This window comes from Enterobacter cloacae complex sp. SYL003 (assembly GCF_049236925.1).
Lineage (GTDB): Bacteria > Pseudomonadota > Gammaproteobacteria > Enterobacterales > Enterobacteriaceae > Enterobacter > Enterobacter intestinihominis.
Genome location: NZ_JBMKJK010000030.1, coordinates 13,057 through 30,286, shown reverse-complemented (window position 1 = coordinate 30,286; position 17,230 = coordinate 13,057). Strand labels below are relative to the sequence as shown.

General features: G+C 39.1%; 17 protein-coding genes. 1 reads left to right on the top strand and 16 read right to left on the bottom strand.

Annotation, left to right across the window (positions count from 1 at the left end):
- Positions 1-50: 50 nt before the first annotated feature.
- From ACOT1A_RS23235 to trhI, 16 genes are all read right to left on the bottom strand, one after another.
- Positions 51-386, bottom strand: a complete 336-nt coding sequence (locus tag ACOT1A_RS23235) for a hypothetical protein (RefSeq protein WP_421625535.1) — start codon at positions 384-386, stop codon at positions 51-53.
- 171 nt (positions 387-557) lie between these two features.
- On the bottom strand, positions 558-1,496 hold the full coding sequence (locus ACOT1A_RS23230; protein ID WP_000472041.1) for a hypothetical protein: 939 nt from the start codon (positions 1,494-1,496) through the stop codon (positions 558-560).
- A gap of 66 nt (positions 1,497-1,562) precedes the next feature.
- Positions 1,563-2,483 carry a hypothetical protein gene (locus tag ACOT1A_RS23225; protein ID WP_000991697.1) on the bottom strand — a complete coding sequence of 307 codons (921 nt, stop codon included), beginning with the start codon at positions 2,481-2,483 and terminating at the stop codon, positions 1,563-1,565.
- 68 nt (positions 2,484-2,551) lie between these two features.
- Positions 2,552-3,487, bottom strand: a complete 936-nt coding sequence (locus ACOT1A_RS23220; RefSeq protein ID WP_000691119.1) for a hypothetical protein — start codon at positions 3,485-3,487, stop codon at positions 2,552-2,554.
- A 69-nt stretch (positions 3,488-3,556) separates the two neighbouring features.
- Positions 3,557-4,435: a hypothetical protein gene (locus ACOT1A_RS23215; RefSeq protein WP_000762003.1), complete on the bottom strand. Its 879-nt coding sequence runs from the start codon at positions 4,433-4,435 to the stop codon at positions 3,557-3,559.
- Positions 4,436-4,513: 78 nt separating this feature from the next.
- Positions 4,514-5,035 carry a hypothetical protein gene (locus tag ACOT1A_RS23210; protein ID WP_001011130.1) on the bottom strand — a complete coding sequence of 174 codons (522 nt, stop codon included), beginning with the start codon at positions 5,033-5,035 and terminating at the stop codon, positions 4,514-4,516.
- A 269-nt stretch (positions 5,036-5,304) separates the two neighbouring features.
- Positions 5,305-6,537 (bottom strand): DUF7146 domain-containing protein, encoded by a 1,233-nt coding sequence (locus ACOT1A_RS23205; protein WP_000220379.1) that lies wholly within the window; start codon positions 6,535-6,537, stop codon positions 5,305-5,307.
- A 113-nt stretch (positions 6,538-6,650) separates the two neighbouring features.
- Entirely contained in the window at positions 6,651-6,872 is a 222-nt protein-coding gene (locus tag ACOT1A_RS23200) for a hypothetical protein (protein ID WP_000192120.1), read from the bottom strand.
- 72 nt (positions 6,873-6,944) lie between these two features.
- Positions 6,945-8,951: a VWA domain-containing protein gene (locus ACOT1A_RS23195; RefSeq protein ID WP_000762700.1), complete on the bottom strand. Its 2,007-nt coding sequence runs from the start codon at positions 8,949-8,951 to the stop codon at positions 6,945-6,947.
- A 76-nt stretch (positions 8,952-9,027) separates the two neighbouring features.
- Complete coding sequence (locus ACOT1A_RS23190) at positions 9,028-10,155, bottom strand: DUF3150 domain-containing protein (RefSeq protein ID WP_000174396.1); 1,128 nt, start codon at positions 10,153-10,155, stop codon at positions 9,028-9,030.
- Between the two features lie 63 nt (positions 10,156-10,218).
- A complete protein-coding gene (locus tag ACOT1A_RS23185; RefSeq protein WP_001176645.1) occupies positions 10,219-10,392 on the bottom strand; it encodes a hypothetical protein in 174 nt (57 codons plus the stop codon).
- A gap of 131 nt (positions 10,393-10,523) precedes the next feature.
- Positions 10,524-11,582 (bottom strand): ATP-binding protein, encoded by a 1,059-nt coding sequence (locus ACOT1A_RS23180; RefSeq protein ID WP_000063335.1) that lies wholly within the window; start codon positions 11,580-11,582, stop codon positions 10,524-10,526.
- 57 nt (positions 11,583-11,639) lie between these two features.
- A complete protein-coding gene (locus ACOT1A_RS23175; protein ID WP_000810361.1) occupies positions 11,640-12,617 on the bottom strand; it encodes a hypothetical protein in 978 nt (325 codons plus the stop codon).
- A gap of 60 nt (positions 12,618-12,677) precedes the next feature.
- The gene (locus ACOT1A_RS23170) at positions 12,678-13,055 is read right to left on the bottom strand and encodes a hypothetical protein (protein ID WP_000120822.1); all 378 of its coding nucleotides are present in this window, start codon (positions 13,053-13,055) and stop codon (positions 12,678-12,680) included.
- A 57-nt stretch (positions 13,056-13,112) separates the two neighbouring features.
- On the bottom strand, positions 13,113-13,985 hold the full coding sequence (locus tag ACOT1A_RS23165; RefSeq protein WP_000041927.1) for a hypothetical protein: 873 nt from the start codon (positions 13,983-13,985) through the stop codon (positions 13,113-13,115).
- A 394-nt stretch (positions 13,986-14,379) separates the two neighbouring features.
- Positions 14,380-16,164 carry an IncHI-type conjugal transfer helicase TrhI gene (trhI, locus tag ACOT1A_RS23160; RefSeq protein WP_000517885.1) on the bottom strand — a complete coding sequence of 595 codons (1,785 nt, stop codon included), beginning with the start codon at positions 16,162-16,164 and terminating at the stop codon, positions 14,380-14,382.
- A 179-nt stretch (positions 16,165-16,343) separates the two neighbouring features.
- On the opposite strand from trhI, the gene ACOT1A_RS23155 reads away from it, so the two are divergent.
- Positions 16,344-17,216: a hypothetical protein gene (locus tag ACOT1A_RS23155; protein ID WP_000771834.1), complete on the top strand. Its 873-nt coding sequence runs from the start codon at positions 16,344-16,346 to the stop codon at positions 17,214-17,216.
- Positions 17,217-17,230: the final 14 nt, after the last annotated feature.

The window sequence follows — 17,230 nt, the reverse complement described above, 5'->3', positions numbered from 1 at the left end:
GCCTGAAAGCGTGCGTATTGCCTGAAAACACAACCCGCTACGGGGGAGACTTACCCGAAATCTGATTTATTCAACAAAGCCGTTGCAAAGTGTTTTCCTGAAATCTCAAGGTACTGACCAGAGACTGCGTCAAACACCTCAAGAAAGTAACAGAGTCGAGATTTTAAAGATTCTCTGTTTAAAGCTTCTATTTCATTCTCAGAGATACTATCGACATATAAATCAACAGCATTCTTGAGTTCAATAGCTTTGATATTACAGGTAAAAGAAAGCTCGTCACTTTGACAATGGCAAACACTTAATACTATATCCGCCTCATCAAAATCTATGCCAAGATAGCTCAGAACTGCTCGGACATAGTTTTTATCATCAGATGAATGTGTCATATACACTACCTCAAATTTGAGAGGAAGTGCCCCAGAAGGGAAGCGACTTCCCCACTGGGTTAGATAAAAGTTTGGTTAAGCTAAAAGAAGATGCCAGCGACAGATTTTACATTGTCATAGACAAGTGTCTTCAGCCAACCAAAGTTACTTTTTTGGACTGAAGCAAAAGGATCATTGAGACGCGTTACGAAAATCGTCAAAAGCTTCAGTTATTAGTAATGTGCGATCAGTTACTCTGTATCGGTCATTACTTTCGAGAGATACGTAAGTTGAATGCGAAGAATCACAGACAACACGCCCTCTTTTATTGATCAATCTTACTTCCATCATCACCGGCACATTGATAATTGAAGCAACATCGGTATAGAGGGATATGAGGGCATCATTGTCACAATATAACGCCCCGTTCCCATCAAATGTATCGTTAAACTTAATATATATATCTGGCATATTTGCCGGATAATCATCAGTATTGAAATCAATGCATAACTTTAAGTCATCATTAATACGGCGATTAATCTTATGCTGCCCAACACGTACAAAGCCATGTTCAACAGCTTTGATAATCCTTAAAGTTTCATTAAGACAATCTGTAATTCTTTTCTCGACAAATGAGATAAAGTCACCAAAGTCGGAATGAAAAAACTGTTTAAGTGCAAATTTCGCAACTAACACTTTCCCATCCACCTTCATTTTATCGAGATAAAGATTTCTTATAGCATCAGTAGAAGAATTAGCTTTAGATAACTCTTCACAGTCATTAATAATCATTGAAACAATATCAATAACTTTAACTGGGCTTAAAGTATTACTATATCCGCGAATATCAAACGTAAAAAATCCGAAATTCTTAAATACTCCAAGAAAATAAATTATTTTTTGTTTCAAAAGAATAGAATCGGAGTAAGATGCGTTGTGCTTTATTAGTTCAGATATGTAGAGATCCAACATACAATTTAAATTATCGATATCTACATCGTAATCAAAGGTTACTTTGTCGAACGAAGTATCAGATAATTGAACGGTTATATCGTCAGCGGGAACATTAAGGCCTAAATTTTGATAAAGAAAGGCACTAACAAATTCCACGTGGTCAGATTCTTTAAACATTTACACTACCTCATGACTAAAAAGGAAGTGCTTCCCACCGGGAAGCAAGTTCCCGGATGGGTTAGATTAATTATAAAAGAGTTCTTCAGAAGGTACATGCATTTCTGGTTTGAACTGTTTTAAGGAGTTGTTTATAGCTTTTCGATATAACCCTGAAGAGTGTGGCTTAAACATTTGATATTCCGTAACGAGCAGAGGAGACGTAAAGCATCCTAAGTTCACTAGTGAAATATTTGATGTTTCTTCACAAACATCTAATTCAGCGTATATCCGCCTCTTCATTACCCTGCCTGCTAAATAGCGACGAACATGATTTATAAACTTGTCCGCATCTGATATAGAATTAACTATATAATCAGATGTGACTATCTGATTAGATACAGTTTCAGGTATAGCTTCGGCTATTATTTTTACGTTCATTTCATAATCAACACTATGGAAGCAAGCAAGAATTTGTGGCTTCGCGCTTTCTAAAATCTTTTCAAGAACAGAAAAAATCAGAGAGAACTCGTTTAAAATTCGCTTTTGTATAAGTCCATGTAGATGTTTTATGAAAGGAGAACCGTGTTCAACAAGGCCTAGTATAAGATCCTTAGAGGCCAAATCTGAGCGGTAATAAACGTATTCTAGATTATCCCGGTTAAATCCTTTGATAAGCAAATCAGGCTGCTCTGAGACCAGTCGTAAATGAGTTGAAGCTATAGAAACTTCAAAACGAAAGTTCGCGAGATTTACAGGGCCTGCTTTTAATGTAGCCGCTTCGGAAAAATAAATGAAAAGAGGATGCAAATCATCGTTACCACAGTAAAGATGGTCTGCGCCCTTAAGATATTTCACCAAATGAGGTAGAAAAGATATTACTGGAATATCAGCCACAAATCGAATATGCCGAAATGGTTTTGAATCCAAATATATATTTTCCACTACAGCGCCAACAAAACCCATTTTAACAAGAATAGATTCAACTAACTTTTGTATCGCATTCATTTAAATACCCTCTTAATAGAGGGATTTCTCCCAAAGGGAGAAATCCCTATGGGAGAAAATAATTTTAATTAATAATTGTAGCGAAGCGCATGTTCTTTTTCACTAAGATGGTTTTCATATTCCGACTTACCAGAACTTAAACACTCTTTGAAAAAGACCTTTGAAAAATTCTTCAAGTCACTTCGGTTGTTAATTTCTTTGTCAGACATCAACTTAGCTGAGTGTGAGGTATCCACAGGCCCCAACCACCATTCATATTTAATATAAACACAATTGGTTTTTGTATGTCCATTTAGAAATCGTTTTGCATTTCTAAGTATTTTTCTACAACCGTTAAGGTCTGAAAGTAAGATATCTGGAGCAATGAGCTCTTCCAGAATATGACCAGGTAAGCCTTTCCTAAAAAGCTCAACATCGTAACTACAATACCAGTCACGATAATTAAAAGCTTTAATAAGTCTTTCAGGTGTATCCAAAGATATCTTATTCAGGATTTTTAATGCAAAGCATACAGCATCTTTTAACAACTCGTGCACCTCAACATTGATAAATGAGAAAAACGAGCTTAATTCTTTCTCTAAGGAATTATACAACTTACCGTAAATATCCTGAGAAAAAAGATACTGCAATCTTTCTTTATTATAAGTGCAATTCGAAATTGAATAGACTTCTCCTCTTTCGATTTTGCACCCTTCCCTTAAAACTATAGGAAACCTCAAATGGTTAACAATGAAAGAATGATTCTTTCTTTGCTTCAAAGCATCTAATTGAAATTTCGTAATTTCCTCCAGATTTGCATCTTCAAAACCTGGAAAGGGAATATCACAGAAACAAGAACTATATGCTTTTGCTGATTCATACATAAACTCCAGTGAAACATCAGCATCAAAAGACATACCAGAGAACATGCCCTGCCCATTGTCTAAAAATGTAATGTTTTTAACCTGTATTTTTTTATGTTGAACAACCAAAAAGGCATTAATGATTTTTTCGATAATTTTCATGTGATCCTCTCTCAATAAAAAAGGGATCACTCCCATATGGGGTGTGATCCCCACATGGGTATAATTTAATTAAAAATCTGTAAGACCTAAATCTTTATTTCTACCACAAACTGTAGAAGATATAAGACGTTTTACTCGCTTTCGAGCACTTCGGCCTGACGTATCTTTCAAGTACATCGGTAATGACAATGATGAGATTTGATTACTTCGCTTATGATGGCAGACTATATAGCCCTGCCTCCACCCCGAACGCACAAACTCACGGATGCGGTTAATATATGCCGAAGCTTGAGATTTTGTACTTATCGATTCAGAACACTTTAAGTTCTGTTCGATAGAGTAAAGCTCAGCCGCCATTAATTTCACCTCATACAGGTCATCCCCATAACTTATAGTTTTCAACAGCTCTTCCTTTTCCCGAATGAAAAATACTTGCTGCATTCCAAGGATCAGGTCATAGGCCTCTCGAAAGAGGTCGATAAGCTTATTACGAACATAAATCATAAACTCCTCAAAGTGCTGAAGCCAGAAATAAGCCGCATTACTTATTTGTGAATTGTGAGAACAAACAAGCCCTTTAGCAAGCTCGACCTCTTCCTCCCGAAAAGTAAAGTTACTTTTCTTAAACCGACTTTGTTCAAAAATGCTTTGATGCATTTCTATCCATACAGAAACAAAACCGAGGGATTCAAATTCTTCGTTTAACAAATGTAAACTTTCGAAGATTTTCTGAATTTCGATCCCGATGTCATATGACAGTGGACATTCTTTTATAGAATAAACATAACCGGGTAGGAAGTGAGATAAATGCTCAGTTCGCAAATATAAACTGAATTTAAGTTCTGTCAGTGGTTGTTTCAAAGATAATTTAGATGATTCGCTTATATTTACTGGTTCAACACCATTTCTAATCAAAATAGCTTTTACCAGGTCCGTAGCTAACTTCATACAGCCTCCAGTCGTTATTGAGGCCTCCCTGATGCAGGTTGGCCATCAGGGAAAATATGTAAATCAATTAGCAACCAATCAGACCGTTGCCATTACATTGTCAATGTATCTGACAAGGGATGGGCGGTCGTCCTGTAAGGCAAAACGGCGAAGGTCATCAAGATTATACGCAGGAAGATAATCAGCGTAACCTCGAATACGAAGGTCCTCAACCACAACTTTTATATACTCAAATCGTCCAAGATTTCCTTTTAATGGGGGTTTTCCTGGACTAGACAGCATATCGTCTGCTTGCTCCCATGTGATTTCTTTAGCTTCACCACTATGTAGATCAAGATGGACATATATGAATGACTTATAATCTCCACGGCAACGAAGATAATATTTCGGATAGAAATATTTGTCACAACGCAACAAACACGTTCCTGAAGGACGAACTACGTACAACAGGTTTCTGTCATTTTCTAATATGCCATGTTTCAAAATCGTTATATCTATCTCATTATCATGCAGCAAATAGCATGACGATGGTTCATTGACGATGCGCGATTTTATAACAGCAGCAAATTTATTAAAAACTTCGTTAGTTTGAAAATTCATTAAAATGCTCTCCGATGTAAAACGACGAGCATCACCATAACGGTAATACTCCCGTTATGGGTTTTAATAGTTTATGGAATAACCATGTCATACAACCGACCATAGCCAGTAGTACCGCACATTTATTTAACTGAGCAAGCATCTCAGCCGTGAAAAGACCTTAAAGGCAGGTAATTATCACGAAGGAAAGCGGTTATCTTATCAATACAATTTAAAAAATAATATTGATAAGATAACCCCCCCCGCAAAATGCGGGGGAGTTATCGTTGTTACAGCTGATTAAGACATTCAGGAGCCCAGTGAATCGGGAATCCATCCTGCCCTGTTAACTGGAGAACATCGTTCCAGTCGATACCCTTTTTCCCATCAGGAATATCTTGTGCTGGTTCGAAGACTTCAATTGTCAGCTTTGATGCGGGATATCGTTTAGCCAAAAACTCAACCATGCGGCTTTGAAGTCGCTGAGCAGCTTCGATACCGGCACGAGTGCCTTGTGAGTTAGCAATATCCTTATCCGCCCAGATATAAAAGTTTATATATTTTACATCCGGCGGAGGCAGTAAAAAATCAGGAACAGTAACGTTTTCAAGGCACCATGCGGAGCTGGCTGCCCAGCATGGTGTTGAAGTCGCTTCTACAACAGAAAGCGCATTCTCGATCCCTTCAGCCACTCCCAGTGTCCAGGTCGAACTACCTGAATCATAGTGAGGGTCAAACAACTGAATTGAGCCACCTGTCATATCGGCAGGAGGCTTCATCATCAGCTTTGGATTTTCTACAGGTGCCTTATCACCGTTTTTGTCTACGTATGTTCTATGGATAGTCAGAGGCCGACCTCGGGTGTCACGATAGATTGCAATCATTCCCGGATAGATAATCGATTTCTGCTTATCTTTATCCCAATAGTAGATCCGGTTATTAAAGCCTAAATCCTTTGGTAAGTGACTCAGTAAGCGGGAGATCCCACGATTACGGAGGTACAAAGCAACAGGAGTATTAGGCTTTATTTCACCGGTATAGTGATACATCACATCAAGTTTTCGCATTCGCTTTGCCACTTCCTCTCGGTCAAGAGTTTCTGTGGCACGAACTGCTGATTTATAGCGTCGTTCATTTTCAATGTCGGCGTCAGTTAACGGAGCATGCAGATCCATCCCGAAAAAATCTGAGAGAATCTTTTTGCAAGTCTGCGTTTTACTTAATTCATAATATTTCGCCAGAACATCAATTCCGTCGCAAAACTCATTTACCGGAAAGTCATTATGGATCGCACATCCGGTATAAAGGTCTTTTTGTCGGAAACGAAACTTCGATTTCCCTGCGCCAGTAAACGGGCAAGGAACCTGGCTCGGGGCTTTTGCACAAGCGTCTTTGAAAGCAGGTATTCTTTCGAATATATACTTCCAGCCAGACACTTCAGCAATTCGAGCATGAACGAGTTTAATAAAGTGTTCAGATACTTCCTGTGGTTTACGACGAAGAGCCGGGGATGCATAAGTCATGATGATCTCTCTTATCTGGCATTGTGAGTTTCTCAATGCCTTCTGCGGTGCAGAAGACAGGGAGAAACCCACAACGCAGAATTTAAGAAAGAGGGCCCGGGGGCCCTCAACATTTATGCTTCAGTCGTGAAGCCATTATTCTCAAGACGCTGTATGTAGTTATCTACAAGTAACGCAGCCTGCTGGCTATTACCCTCCGCTATAGTGACTTCGCGGAAGATTCTTTCCTGAGGGCTATCATTGCTTATAACTTCACCAACACGTCCGAAAATACGGACTTTATGCATCGCACCGACTTTTTCATGTTCTACACGGTAAGTTTTTATCTGAGTCATATTTTGCTCCTTATTCCTTCATGGAGCAAAAAGACCCACCGGGGCCTTTTTGCCCCGATTGGGTAGAGTTTATTAAGAAAGTATTTGATGAACTAGCTTACTGACTTCAATAGACAATAAAGAAGTATCATCAACTGTTACGAAAGTGTCCGTTTCAAAACCAATTATTTCATCAGTCTTAATACCAACACCAACGATTTCTATTCCATTACATTTAGCCTTTTCCATAACTTCGACGATAGTAAATTCCGATTTATTCGGATAACCATCAGTTATAAGAAAAATTATTTTCCTATCGAATTGGCTGTCAAGTAACAGATCAACAGCTGCCATTAAAGCAGATCCCGTAGGGGTATAATAACCCTTACATCCAAGAGTGAATTTCGATAGAGATTCCTCAACGCTTTGATCAAACGTTTTGATAATCTCAAATTCACTTTCCTTGAAGGGAAAAACTATATTGGAGACATGCATTTTTGACAAACTTTCAGCGGCCATCGATAAAGCAAGATCTGACTTAATGGCATGAATATATCTTTCATCATTAGCCATTGACGCTGAAATATCACGAACTAATACGAGGCCAACATGCCCTCTATTTTTAGATTCGCTTTGAGCTCTGAAGACATCACGAACTCCCATTTGTGACAGAATTAATCGATTTCCATCGAAGGTAATTCCACGCTCATGAGTTTTGTTTCGGCCACGCATTTTAACCTGCTGTAAAACAGACAAGTCGCTACCGATTGAATGACTCAGAGACAAAGCCTCATTGTAAACATTCAAATCGATAAGGAGATCAGGGATATCCCATTCAGAAGCACCGAATTCGGCTTTCACGTCATCGGATACTTTTGATGCAATACCTTCAATCTCTTTAGCCAAAGCATCGTGATAATCTTCGCTATCCTCATCACTGCTAAGAAAGGCATCCAACAAATCTGCCAGTATCTCCCATTGAGCCGATGAAAAGTTACTTTCATCTTCAACGTTAGTCGAACTGGCTTCATCTGATTCACTCTCGGAAGGGTTAATCGCATCAGTATCGTCTTCAATAATGTTATCACCCGTGGGATTGCCACCGGTGGGTTCATTATTTCCCTCGTTATCTTCAGCAAGTTCTGAAGGCTCAGAACATCCCTCTTGAGCAAGATCAGCGTTATCGGAAGTATCTGCCTGACCTTCACTATCGTCCTCAGAATCATCCTCACGACTATCAGTCGACGTAAGCGATTTATCTTCTGATTCGGTATCGGTATCGGTCTCGGATTCATCATATGCCTCCTGCTCCTCCTGCTCTGTCTGCTGCTGTTGTTCCTTTGCCTCATCCCGCAGTCTCTCTAAAAGAGCCAGGGTCTTACGAGCAAGGGATTCACAGCCCTGAGTATTTTCACAACCAAGAGCATCATGAAAAATTTCCTCAACATCAGAAATTACTGGAGAAAGTATCTTTTGGGCATAGTCAAAAAACGGATCGAGGGTTTCTTTGTGACCTACCTGCTGAAGGACTTTTACTCGCAATGAGTTAAGCAGATACCACTCAATAAATAGGACAGGATTTTCCGGACGAGAAGATATATCAGGAGTCATCCTTCCGGCTTTAACCATCAGTGCGTAAGTGGCTGCAAGCCGCCGCTTTGCATCCGGATAATCGTTACCAACCTTCTCTTCCATCTGTACATCATCGAACAGATTTATAAGCCCGGTAAGACGTTTTGCCCTGCTATAAGCTTTACGTTTCTCAGCGAGGCTCTCAAACTCTGCATTCATTCCGTCATCGAAGCGTGTAAACCCTTCAGATGACATGAGAACACTATTAAAGGCGTCACTGTAAACCTCACTGACGGTATAGCGACCATGACCAGCTTCATGACAGGTAAAACCTTCAATCAGACTGACAAAGTCATCATCGCTATAATCGCCGTTTGGTAAAACACAAACTTTATTGACAGGATCAAAATACGGTCCTTTGGTATTGTCGTCTATTACAACTCTTACATCGCCTAAGCCGCTAATGACTTTTGCTATATTCTGTAAACGCTTAATATGGCGCGGCGATGATTTAAGATCTAATTTCATAGAATACCTCTTTATAAAAAGGGGTACTCACCCAGATGGTGAAGTACCCATCTGGGGTTTTTAATAAAGCAAACAGTTACCAGCCTTTGAGCTCGATATCAAAACCATTTTCAGCATTGTCTTCCTGTTGCGAAACTGATTTCTCAGGTTCAGCTACAGAATCAGTGTTTGAAAACGTGCTGTTTTTTATATCGTTCTCTACGACAGGTTCAACCTGAAACACATTTGTTGAATCTAAAATAGCTTCAATACCTGTGTTCTGTAGCGCGTTCGGTTCTGTTTGTGAGCTTTGATTAAATGATCTGGTAATAGATTCCAACCAGTCAGTAACCTTTTGCTCTCCTGAAATAATACGCTTTAACATTGAAGCATCACTCATGAAATAAAACCACTGCTGTAACACCGCAACGTCGCGAGGTTCAGAAATGGCACCTTTAGGTAAATTATTCATTATGTGTTTTATAGCTTCTGCAAGTACTGCCGCCTCTTTATGTATAAACATGAAGCTAATGATCTTATTTTGCATTTGCTTCAGTCGGTCAATAGTACTTGAGCGCAAATTATTATTTTTACTAATTTTTTCATAAACCCTCATTGCTTCTTCTGCCAGATCTGTTATCAATTGTTCCTGATAGTAGTCCTGGGTTTCATCACCTTCAACGCTAATAGGCGTAAAAGGAATAAAGTGAGCAATATTAAATCTAAAGGATTTTATGAAATCATCTTTAGTTAATTTCAACTGATCAATCAAAGAAGACATTCTTGGGCTTCTATTTTTTTCAGCCTCAATATGCATCTCATAATTGTCTACAACGTTTTGAATACCTGCCTGAAACTCTCGTTCAATCTCTTGGGCCCCTTCCAGAAACTCTTCCATACTGGAAACTGGTAAAATCCACATATTGCTATAGCGGATGCACAAGCGTGAGCAAAGGGTTGATATTCTGCTGGTAATCGTACTTTTGAAGCTAAGGGCTTTTATGTCAATCCAACGTACTTCGCTTTTAGATACGCTTTTTTGATCCGTAATATCATCTCCATCATAAGACAAATCGATTTTATCGGTTCGACGCGATCCTTGACAGCCACTTATTTCAATTTTTGTTATAACTGCACCTTCCAGTAAATCTGGATATGATTTTGCAAAATTCTCAGAGATTTGTTTTGCAGATACTTTGTTAAGCATTGAAGTATTTAAAGTCATGGGTTTCTCCAAAAAAAAGGGGAAACCCTCCCCAACGGGAAAGATTTCCCGATAGGGTTGATATTAAAGCTTCTCTGGTGCAATTAAAAGAATACCGGGAAACTCAGCGGCAACATCATCATTGCCCATTGCTCCCTGATACATATAACCTTTTAATTCCATTTCTTTAATTAGACCTTCCATATTTATTTTACCATCATGATAAAACAATAAAGAATAGTCGTTATTCAGTTGCATAAGTCCAGTAAAATTAGTTCCGTTTTTTGCTATAGCAATGGTAGCAGCACCATCCGTACTTAAAAACGCACTAAATTCAAGATGGGATAACTCTGAGATACAAATATCAGAGGTTTCATAACAAATCCCATCTAACTCGACTTTTTTGCTGTGAAATACTCCAGCGATTTATCCTTGTCTTCGCCAAGAGAAAGATCTATAGCTTGAAGAACAAGATCGACCACATGTAAAGGTAAAGCAGAAGCAAAAGCTATTTTGAAAGTGTCAAGAAGACTAAAGGTTTTTAACGTCATCGACGTGCCAACCCAAGCTACTAATTGACGAATATCCATCACACTGTCTTCTGTACCAGAGTCATTTACTGCAATCGCTACTCTTACGAACTTCTCAATGACCTGAAAAGGCAAAGAGCTATATCGTTTAGTAAGCACATTGGTTAAAGCAACTTTGTCGGGCTTCTCCATTTCAACTATCAAGAACCGCTTTATAAAAGCTGCATCTTGACGTTGAGAAGAAACGAACCGGCGAGCGCCTCCACTCATGTTTGTGTTTGCAGTACCAATAAATCGCGTGTAGCCATTAGCAGTTATAACCTCACCACCATTAGCACTGAGTGACCAGGGCTTACGTTCAATGGGCATGTGAAGTTTTGCTGCCGTATCAGGATCGATTTTGTCCACTTCATCCAGAAGAATGAGGTGACCATTACGAAATCCCGTTACCAAATCGCTGTGTACAAAACCTGTATTACCACCATTAAGACTGCGCTCACCTTCAAGCTCATCAACTCGAATATTGCTGTTGATCTGCTTAATTGTCAGCGGCCAATTCATCATGTGGCTAATGTACATTACCATTTCAGTCTTGCCAGAACCGGACTCACCTTTAAGACACACACTTAAATCTATATCCGGACTGATAAGCAGTTTAACCACTTGTTCAAGTATTCGGGGATTTGGTATGTAGTCTTTGTTCAGCGGAGCTCGATACGAGGTTTTAGTTTTGAAAACAGGCACAGCCATCTTTGGATCCATTTCTGGAATACCAAAAAGGTCCTTTGCTAGAACTAAAAGATACTCACCTTTATCCACATAATGTTTTAACTTTATAACATCCGGGGAAAGAAGAGCTTCTAATTTTTCATAAGCATCAGAAGATGTTTCATTTAACTTCATAGCGGCATTAGACATTTTTAACTCCGGTAAAATGCAAACACCGCCCTCTGGCAGATGTTTGCCAGTGGCATTTTATTTGAGATTCATTTGGCAAATAGTTGCCATCAGTTTCCTGATTTGAGGCACATTATAACCAAGATGATTTCCCACTATTTCAAAAGCTTCAGACATGATCCATTCAAAATGATTTTCGAATATTGGATTTATTTCTAACTTGCCAAAAGCGTTTCGTTTAGTTAACAGATCACATGAAACAAGCTCGTCAAACAACTCTAATGTGGATTTAAAAGCTTTTATGTAAACATCCATAATTTCCCTGTCAGTCCATTTAACAGCCAGTTTTTTTTCTGACATTAAATAATCCTGATCAAAGAAGATGTCCCAGCCCATATCGTCATTGCAATCATGCAAAATGATTTCATCATCATTCCTGCATTCAGCTAATTTCGTGTTTTCACTAATCGAACGATGCGAATGATAATAGAGCCATGATTTTAATTCCGCTCTAAATTCACATGCATCAAGTCCATGAGATAAACAAGTGTATTCAAATGATTTTGACATATACCACCGTGTTTCAGCTTCTAAAAGTGGATTCACTGTGATATTACCATTGTCATCTTTGAAGAATAACTTTCTCCTCAACACTAGTTCTTTAATGATTTCCAAAGACTCTTCCATAGCGGATAGAAAAACAACATACACATCCTCAGGGGTCCATTCTATTACCAGACCACCCAAATCTGGGTTATATTCTTCAACCGAATATAGATAATCTGTTTCTGCTGCAAAATTAATTGTATGCAAAATCTGATTTTTAAGTAATTTGGATTTTTCATAAAGGTGATTTTCACGCCTTTCAGAATCATAATTTATCTCAGAAATGTTACTTTCATCTGATTTAAAGTTTAATCCGGACGTGTATGCATCATTTAAATGCTCTTTGGGTGAATCAACTATTTGCGTTATTTCATCTTCATCTATATCGAATATAGAAAAAAAACTAAGTTGATTACTACTTATTGCAGTAGCCCTAAATTTTTGTTTCATGGGGACTCCAAAAGGAGAAATCCCATGAAGGGATTTCTCCCCTTTAGGGTGGGTTTAATGTCAGATCTGATTAAAGCTACTTTGTCCAAAACCTTTTAGAGGTTTAGGTATGTGAGCCAACTTACTTGTTGCTACCACTCTCATGTAGTCAAGAGGATGTTCTCTCCCTTCAATCATAATAGTATCGACAACAATATAACCGGAGACCATCAACTCATCACCCTGATTTATACCAGTGAAACAGGTTGAATACATTTCAGGCGACACCTTGATTTGAACTGAAAATTCTCTCTCAGTGATTTCACCATCAACTTCTGTCTTCATCCTATTTTTGAGCTTTATTAACAAACCTATACTCTGGTCAGTCATTTTTTTCTCCACAGCACTGATAACTATCCCGGACACTTTTACTTCATTGATATATTCAAGATATGACATTTTCCGCTCCTCGATTTGTTCAAAGAGAAGCCCCGTTAGGGTTCCCCCTTAACAGGATTAAATAAATTTATTAGTTACATACATGAACGTGCAGACTACCAAACAGGCAATTCCGGCAATATGTAACCAATTTCTTGTTGGTTTAGTTGGTGCAATCGCTAAAGAGTTCTCCAACTTCTCTGTTACAAGACGTCGATTCTCTGCTTTAGCCGCATCATCTAAATATTGAGTTTCACGCTTAGCGAGAGTCTCAATTTTCGATTTTATTGCATGGTCCCATCCTTTAGTTTCAAAAACGCTTAACTCACTAAAGGTGTGCGTCATGAGATCTTCTGGGAAACCCAGTTTTTTCATTAACGGACGAATGGTATCATACATTTTTTCTACATTTTCGTAGTGGGCCTTTACTGCGACATCAAAACGCTTACGTAAAGTTAATTTTTCACGTTTGCAAATGATGTCCGAAACCCAATTTATTAACTGCTCATTTTTGAGTTCACTGGCTTTTTCAAGTGAGTAATCCAGATTATCCACGTCAAGAAATGAATTTAATCCGTATTTTTCAAACTCCTCAACAAGATATTTATCCAGTTCAGTTAAGCTTTTAAAAAGTGGTACATCTGGGGAAGCTTTAAGAAGCTTATAAGCTCCTTCGAAATCAATTTTCTTGACCACGAGCTCCACAACATCCACATGATAATAGCTTGAATAAGCAGAAAGCTTTTCGGCCAACAAAGACACAGGCTTAAGAGACTTAAGTTCAATGATATTTGGGCCGTCCTCATTCAAAATAACAATCAGTTCATTATCACGTTCTGTATATTTCATCAGAACTTCTAAGAGCTGTTTGTTTAGCGCCTTATCCATCTCTGGAATAATTTCACTAAAGGTTTGATGAAGGGCTTTACTGCGAGCTTTATTTTTAGACATTTGGGGTCACCTATATATAGTAAGAAGGAAGAAACAAATTTTTGTTTCAACACGAAGGCAAAGCCTGTCATTCATCTCCCGTAAGCTATGAACCGCCTGATTTATACTATCTGGCATTAGAAGTACGCAACAAAAATAGCCCCAGGAGGAGCTAAATTAGTTACGGTTTGGTAAATTCAGATTGCCTTTTGCAGGCATGGGAAGTGCACCAGCGACAAAGGTGACATTTTGCCGGTGGTGTCTTACAGCTTGTTTAAGCTGGCCGCTTTTCACGGCTAAATCAACGCTTAACGCGAAAGTAACTTTAAGCAAAGTTACTCAAATTTGGGAGCTGATATTTAAGCTCATTGTTTTTATACTATAGCTTTAAGCATAAGTAAATGCCCATATCGAATTATTCTGTATAAAGTGGAGAAATTCGAATATTAGCTGCTTCTTTTATCTTTTCTTCACTGCATTCTCTTAAAAAGAAAGAAGGATCACCATACCACATTACAAAAAGTTGCTTTTCTGCACGCGTAAATCCAACATAAAGCAAACGTCTTTCTTCTTCTATTGCCTCCTCCCCAACTGATCTTTTACTTGGTATCTGATCCGCATTACAACTCATTATTATTACTTTATTCCACTCAAGACCCTTTGAACCATGCAAGGTTGATAGGACTACTTTCTCTGGGCTGTATTCCTCGTCCTTCTTCCTAGGGCCTAATGACATTGCAGCAGCACGATTTATCATATTCATCCAACCAGTCTTTTCTGCCCACTGTTTACAAGTGTCTAAAGCAATTTTTGTTAAGGTTGCTGTACCTTTATTACTCCTCATCTTGATTGACGACGATTCCATCCATTTCGTAAGGTTGGCGAAACGTTTTGCTATCTCAACTTTATCAGAACTTTCCTGGGTAAAGCGCACGAAGTTTGAATGTAATGTTTTTGTTTCGAGAGAACTGTCCTCCGGGATGGCAAGGTCGCCAAAAGTAACTTTTCTTCCTCTCATACTCAATGCCACTTCATCCAAAACTGATTCCTGTTCTCCAAACAATGCCAATACTCTCTTCATTAAGCGAGGATCATTTGATTGTCGGAAAAAGGCCATAAGGCTTAACACATCGCTTGTTTCTTTTTCATCCCAGAATGATTTACCTCCGTAACGAATTACTGGCTGTTCGATCAAACTTTCTAGCTCATCCAAGTGAGCATTATTGCGGCTTAGAATTGCCCATCCATGTGGATCCTGATTTATAAGGCTTAAAATACCCTGTATCTGTTCCTCCATATCTACATATGAACGAAAAGTGACCTTTCCCCCTCCCTTTTTTGCCGAGCGTAACTCTTTGGCATAACGGTAAACATTCTTTCCTATCAGTGCTCCGGCCACCTCTAAAATTTCAGGTTCACACCTAAAGCATGTGTTTAAGTAAAATATGTTAGGTCTGAAGTGTTTTTCAAACTGTTGAAATATTTTGACTCCTCCTGAGGATCTGAAGGAGTAGATGGCCTGATCATCGTCTCCAACTATACTCGTATAGACTCCAGCTCTTGTATGCAATGCTATCCATGAGAATTGTATAGAGTCAGTATCCTGAACTTCGTCTACTATCAAATGTGTCAAATCTAACGTGCGCATTTTTCCCGAATGCATTTGACCGACAACAAATTTTGAAAGAGCATTGAGGTCCGCCACATGGTCTTTCTGGCATAACGCCTGATAGGTATTAAACAAATGGATCTGTTGTCTGTTATGCCGAACTGAAATCACATCCGTATCCATTTCTCTGCCGATAGCATCAATAACGAATTCAGCTTCAGCAAACTTCATCGTTACACCGGATTCTTTCAAAGCCCGGTGAATGACAGATCTCTGTGCTGGCCCTATCAACATCTTTCCCGGCCAGCGAATCATGTCCAGTTGCTTCTTAACGAGTCCGTGAAAAGTATCCACCAGCACCCGGTCAAGATCCTTCTTGCTCAATCGCTTTTGTAACTTTGCTGCAAGTGCGTTTGTTGCAGCGCGAGTAAAGGTCACCATCCCGATTCTTGCATATGGATACTTTTTGAGAATCGATATAACCGCTTCTATCATGGTGAACGATTTGCCTGATCCAGGCGCTGCTATCACCATATTGTTTGCGCTAGCATTCTCGATAACAGGTCTTTGCTCTTCTGTTGGCTTACCCATTTCAACCTCATTACTTCGTTTTAATAATTATACATTTTTATAAAAGCGCTTTTCTTGTGTACTGCTGGTTCTACTGGAAATCACTTTTTTTCCTTTTTTATGCAATCAGGTTGTTTGTGAAACGCGTGACTATGGAATAATGGTTCCATCTCCAAAAGACATTACAAAAAGGGCTTTAAATGAAACTTTTACGTTTAGTATCTCTGGTCTCTTCTGTCGTCATTGGTTTTTCCCTATCGGGTTGTGCCGGTGACACCGGCACTACGCCAGGCACCGCTCTGAATGCGTACAGTCACGGCCAGTACTGGCATGCTAATGCAAATGATTCTGTCGCCAAGAATGCCTATTCGTTTGCTGGTTTCGACGTTAATTTTAAGGAGCAAGAGGTTACTCCTGGAGGGGATGCCGACAACTTTCTTTCTAAGTATCTCATCAATAGTTCGATGGGCTACGTAACAGGCGGTCTAAAAGGTTTTGGGATCATGAGCCTCAGCTCTTTGTACAGTTCTTCTGACGCCGAATACATCCAGGTCAATCAATACCTAGTGTTCGTCCCCAATCCAAAAAAATTGCCTTACAATGATGAAAGTTTGGTACGTGAGGGAGCTAAGTATGTTTTTGAGCATACAAAAGCAACTCAGGCCTCATTTGGATACAACCCTGAAAAACAGAAAGCAGCTCTGGCCACATGTAAAATTGATATGGCAGTCGTCAATAAATGGAGTACCTGTGATCTGCCCTCTAAGCCTGATGCTGATGTTTTCCCTACAGATTCAATGTACAGCTTTCAGGCGATTCGCCCCGCAACAGGAACCGAAATTCCTGAGCTAAACCTTCCCGCTGGTGATTACGCTGTAATTCGTTATGTGTTCATCCCATTTAAAGGAAACGAAACAAGCGCTGATTTTTCGGGTATCATTTTCCGTTCTGATAGCCCAAATACAACAACTCCAGGGGGTGTTGCAGCCTCCATCAACGGAAAAGATTATTACCTCTTTACCGGTGAATACGGTAAAAAAGGCTTCCCAGAAAAAACATTGAAAGCCAAGTAATTAAAAAAGGGGCC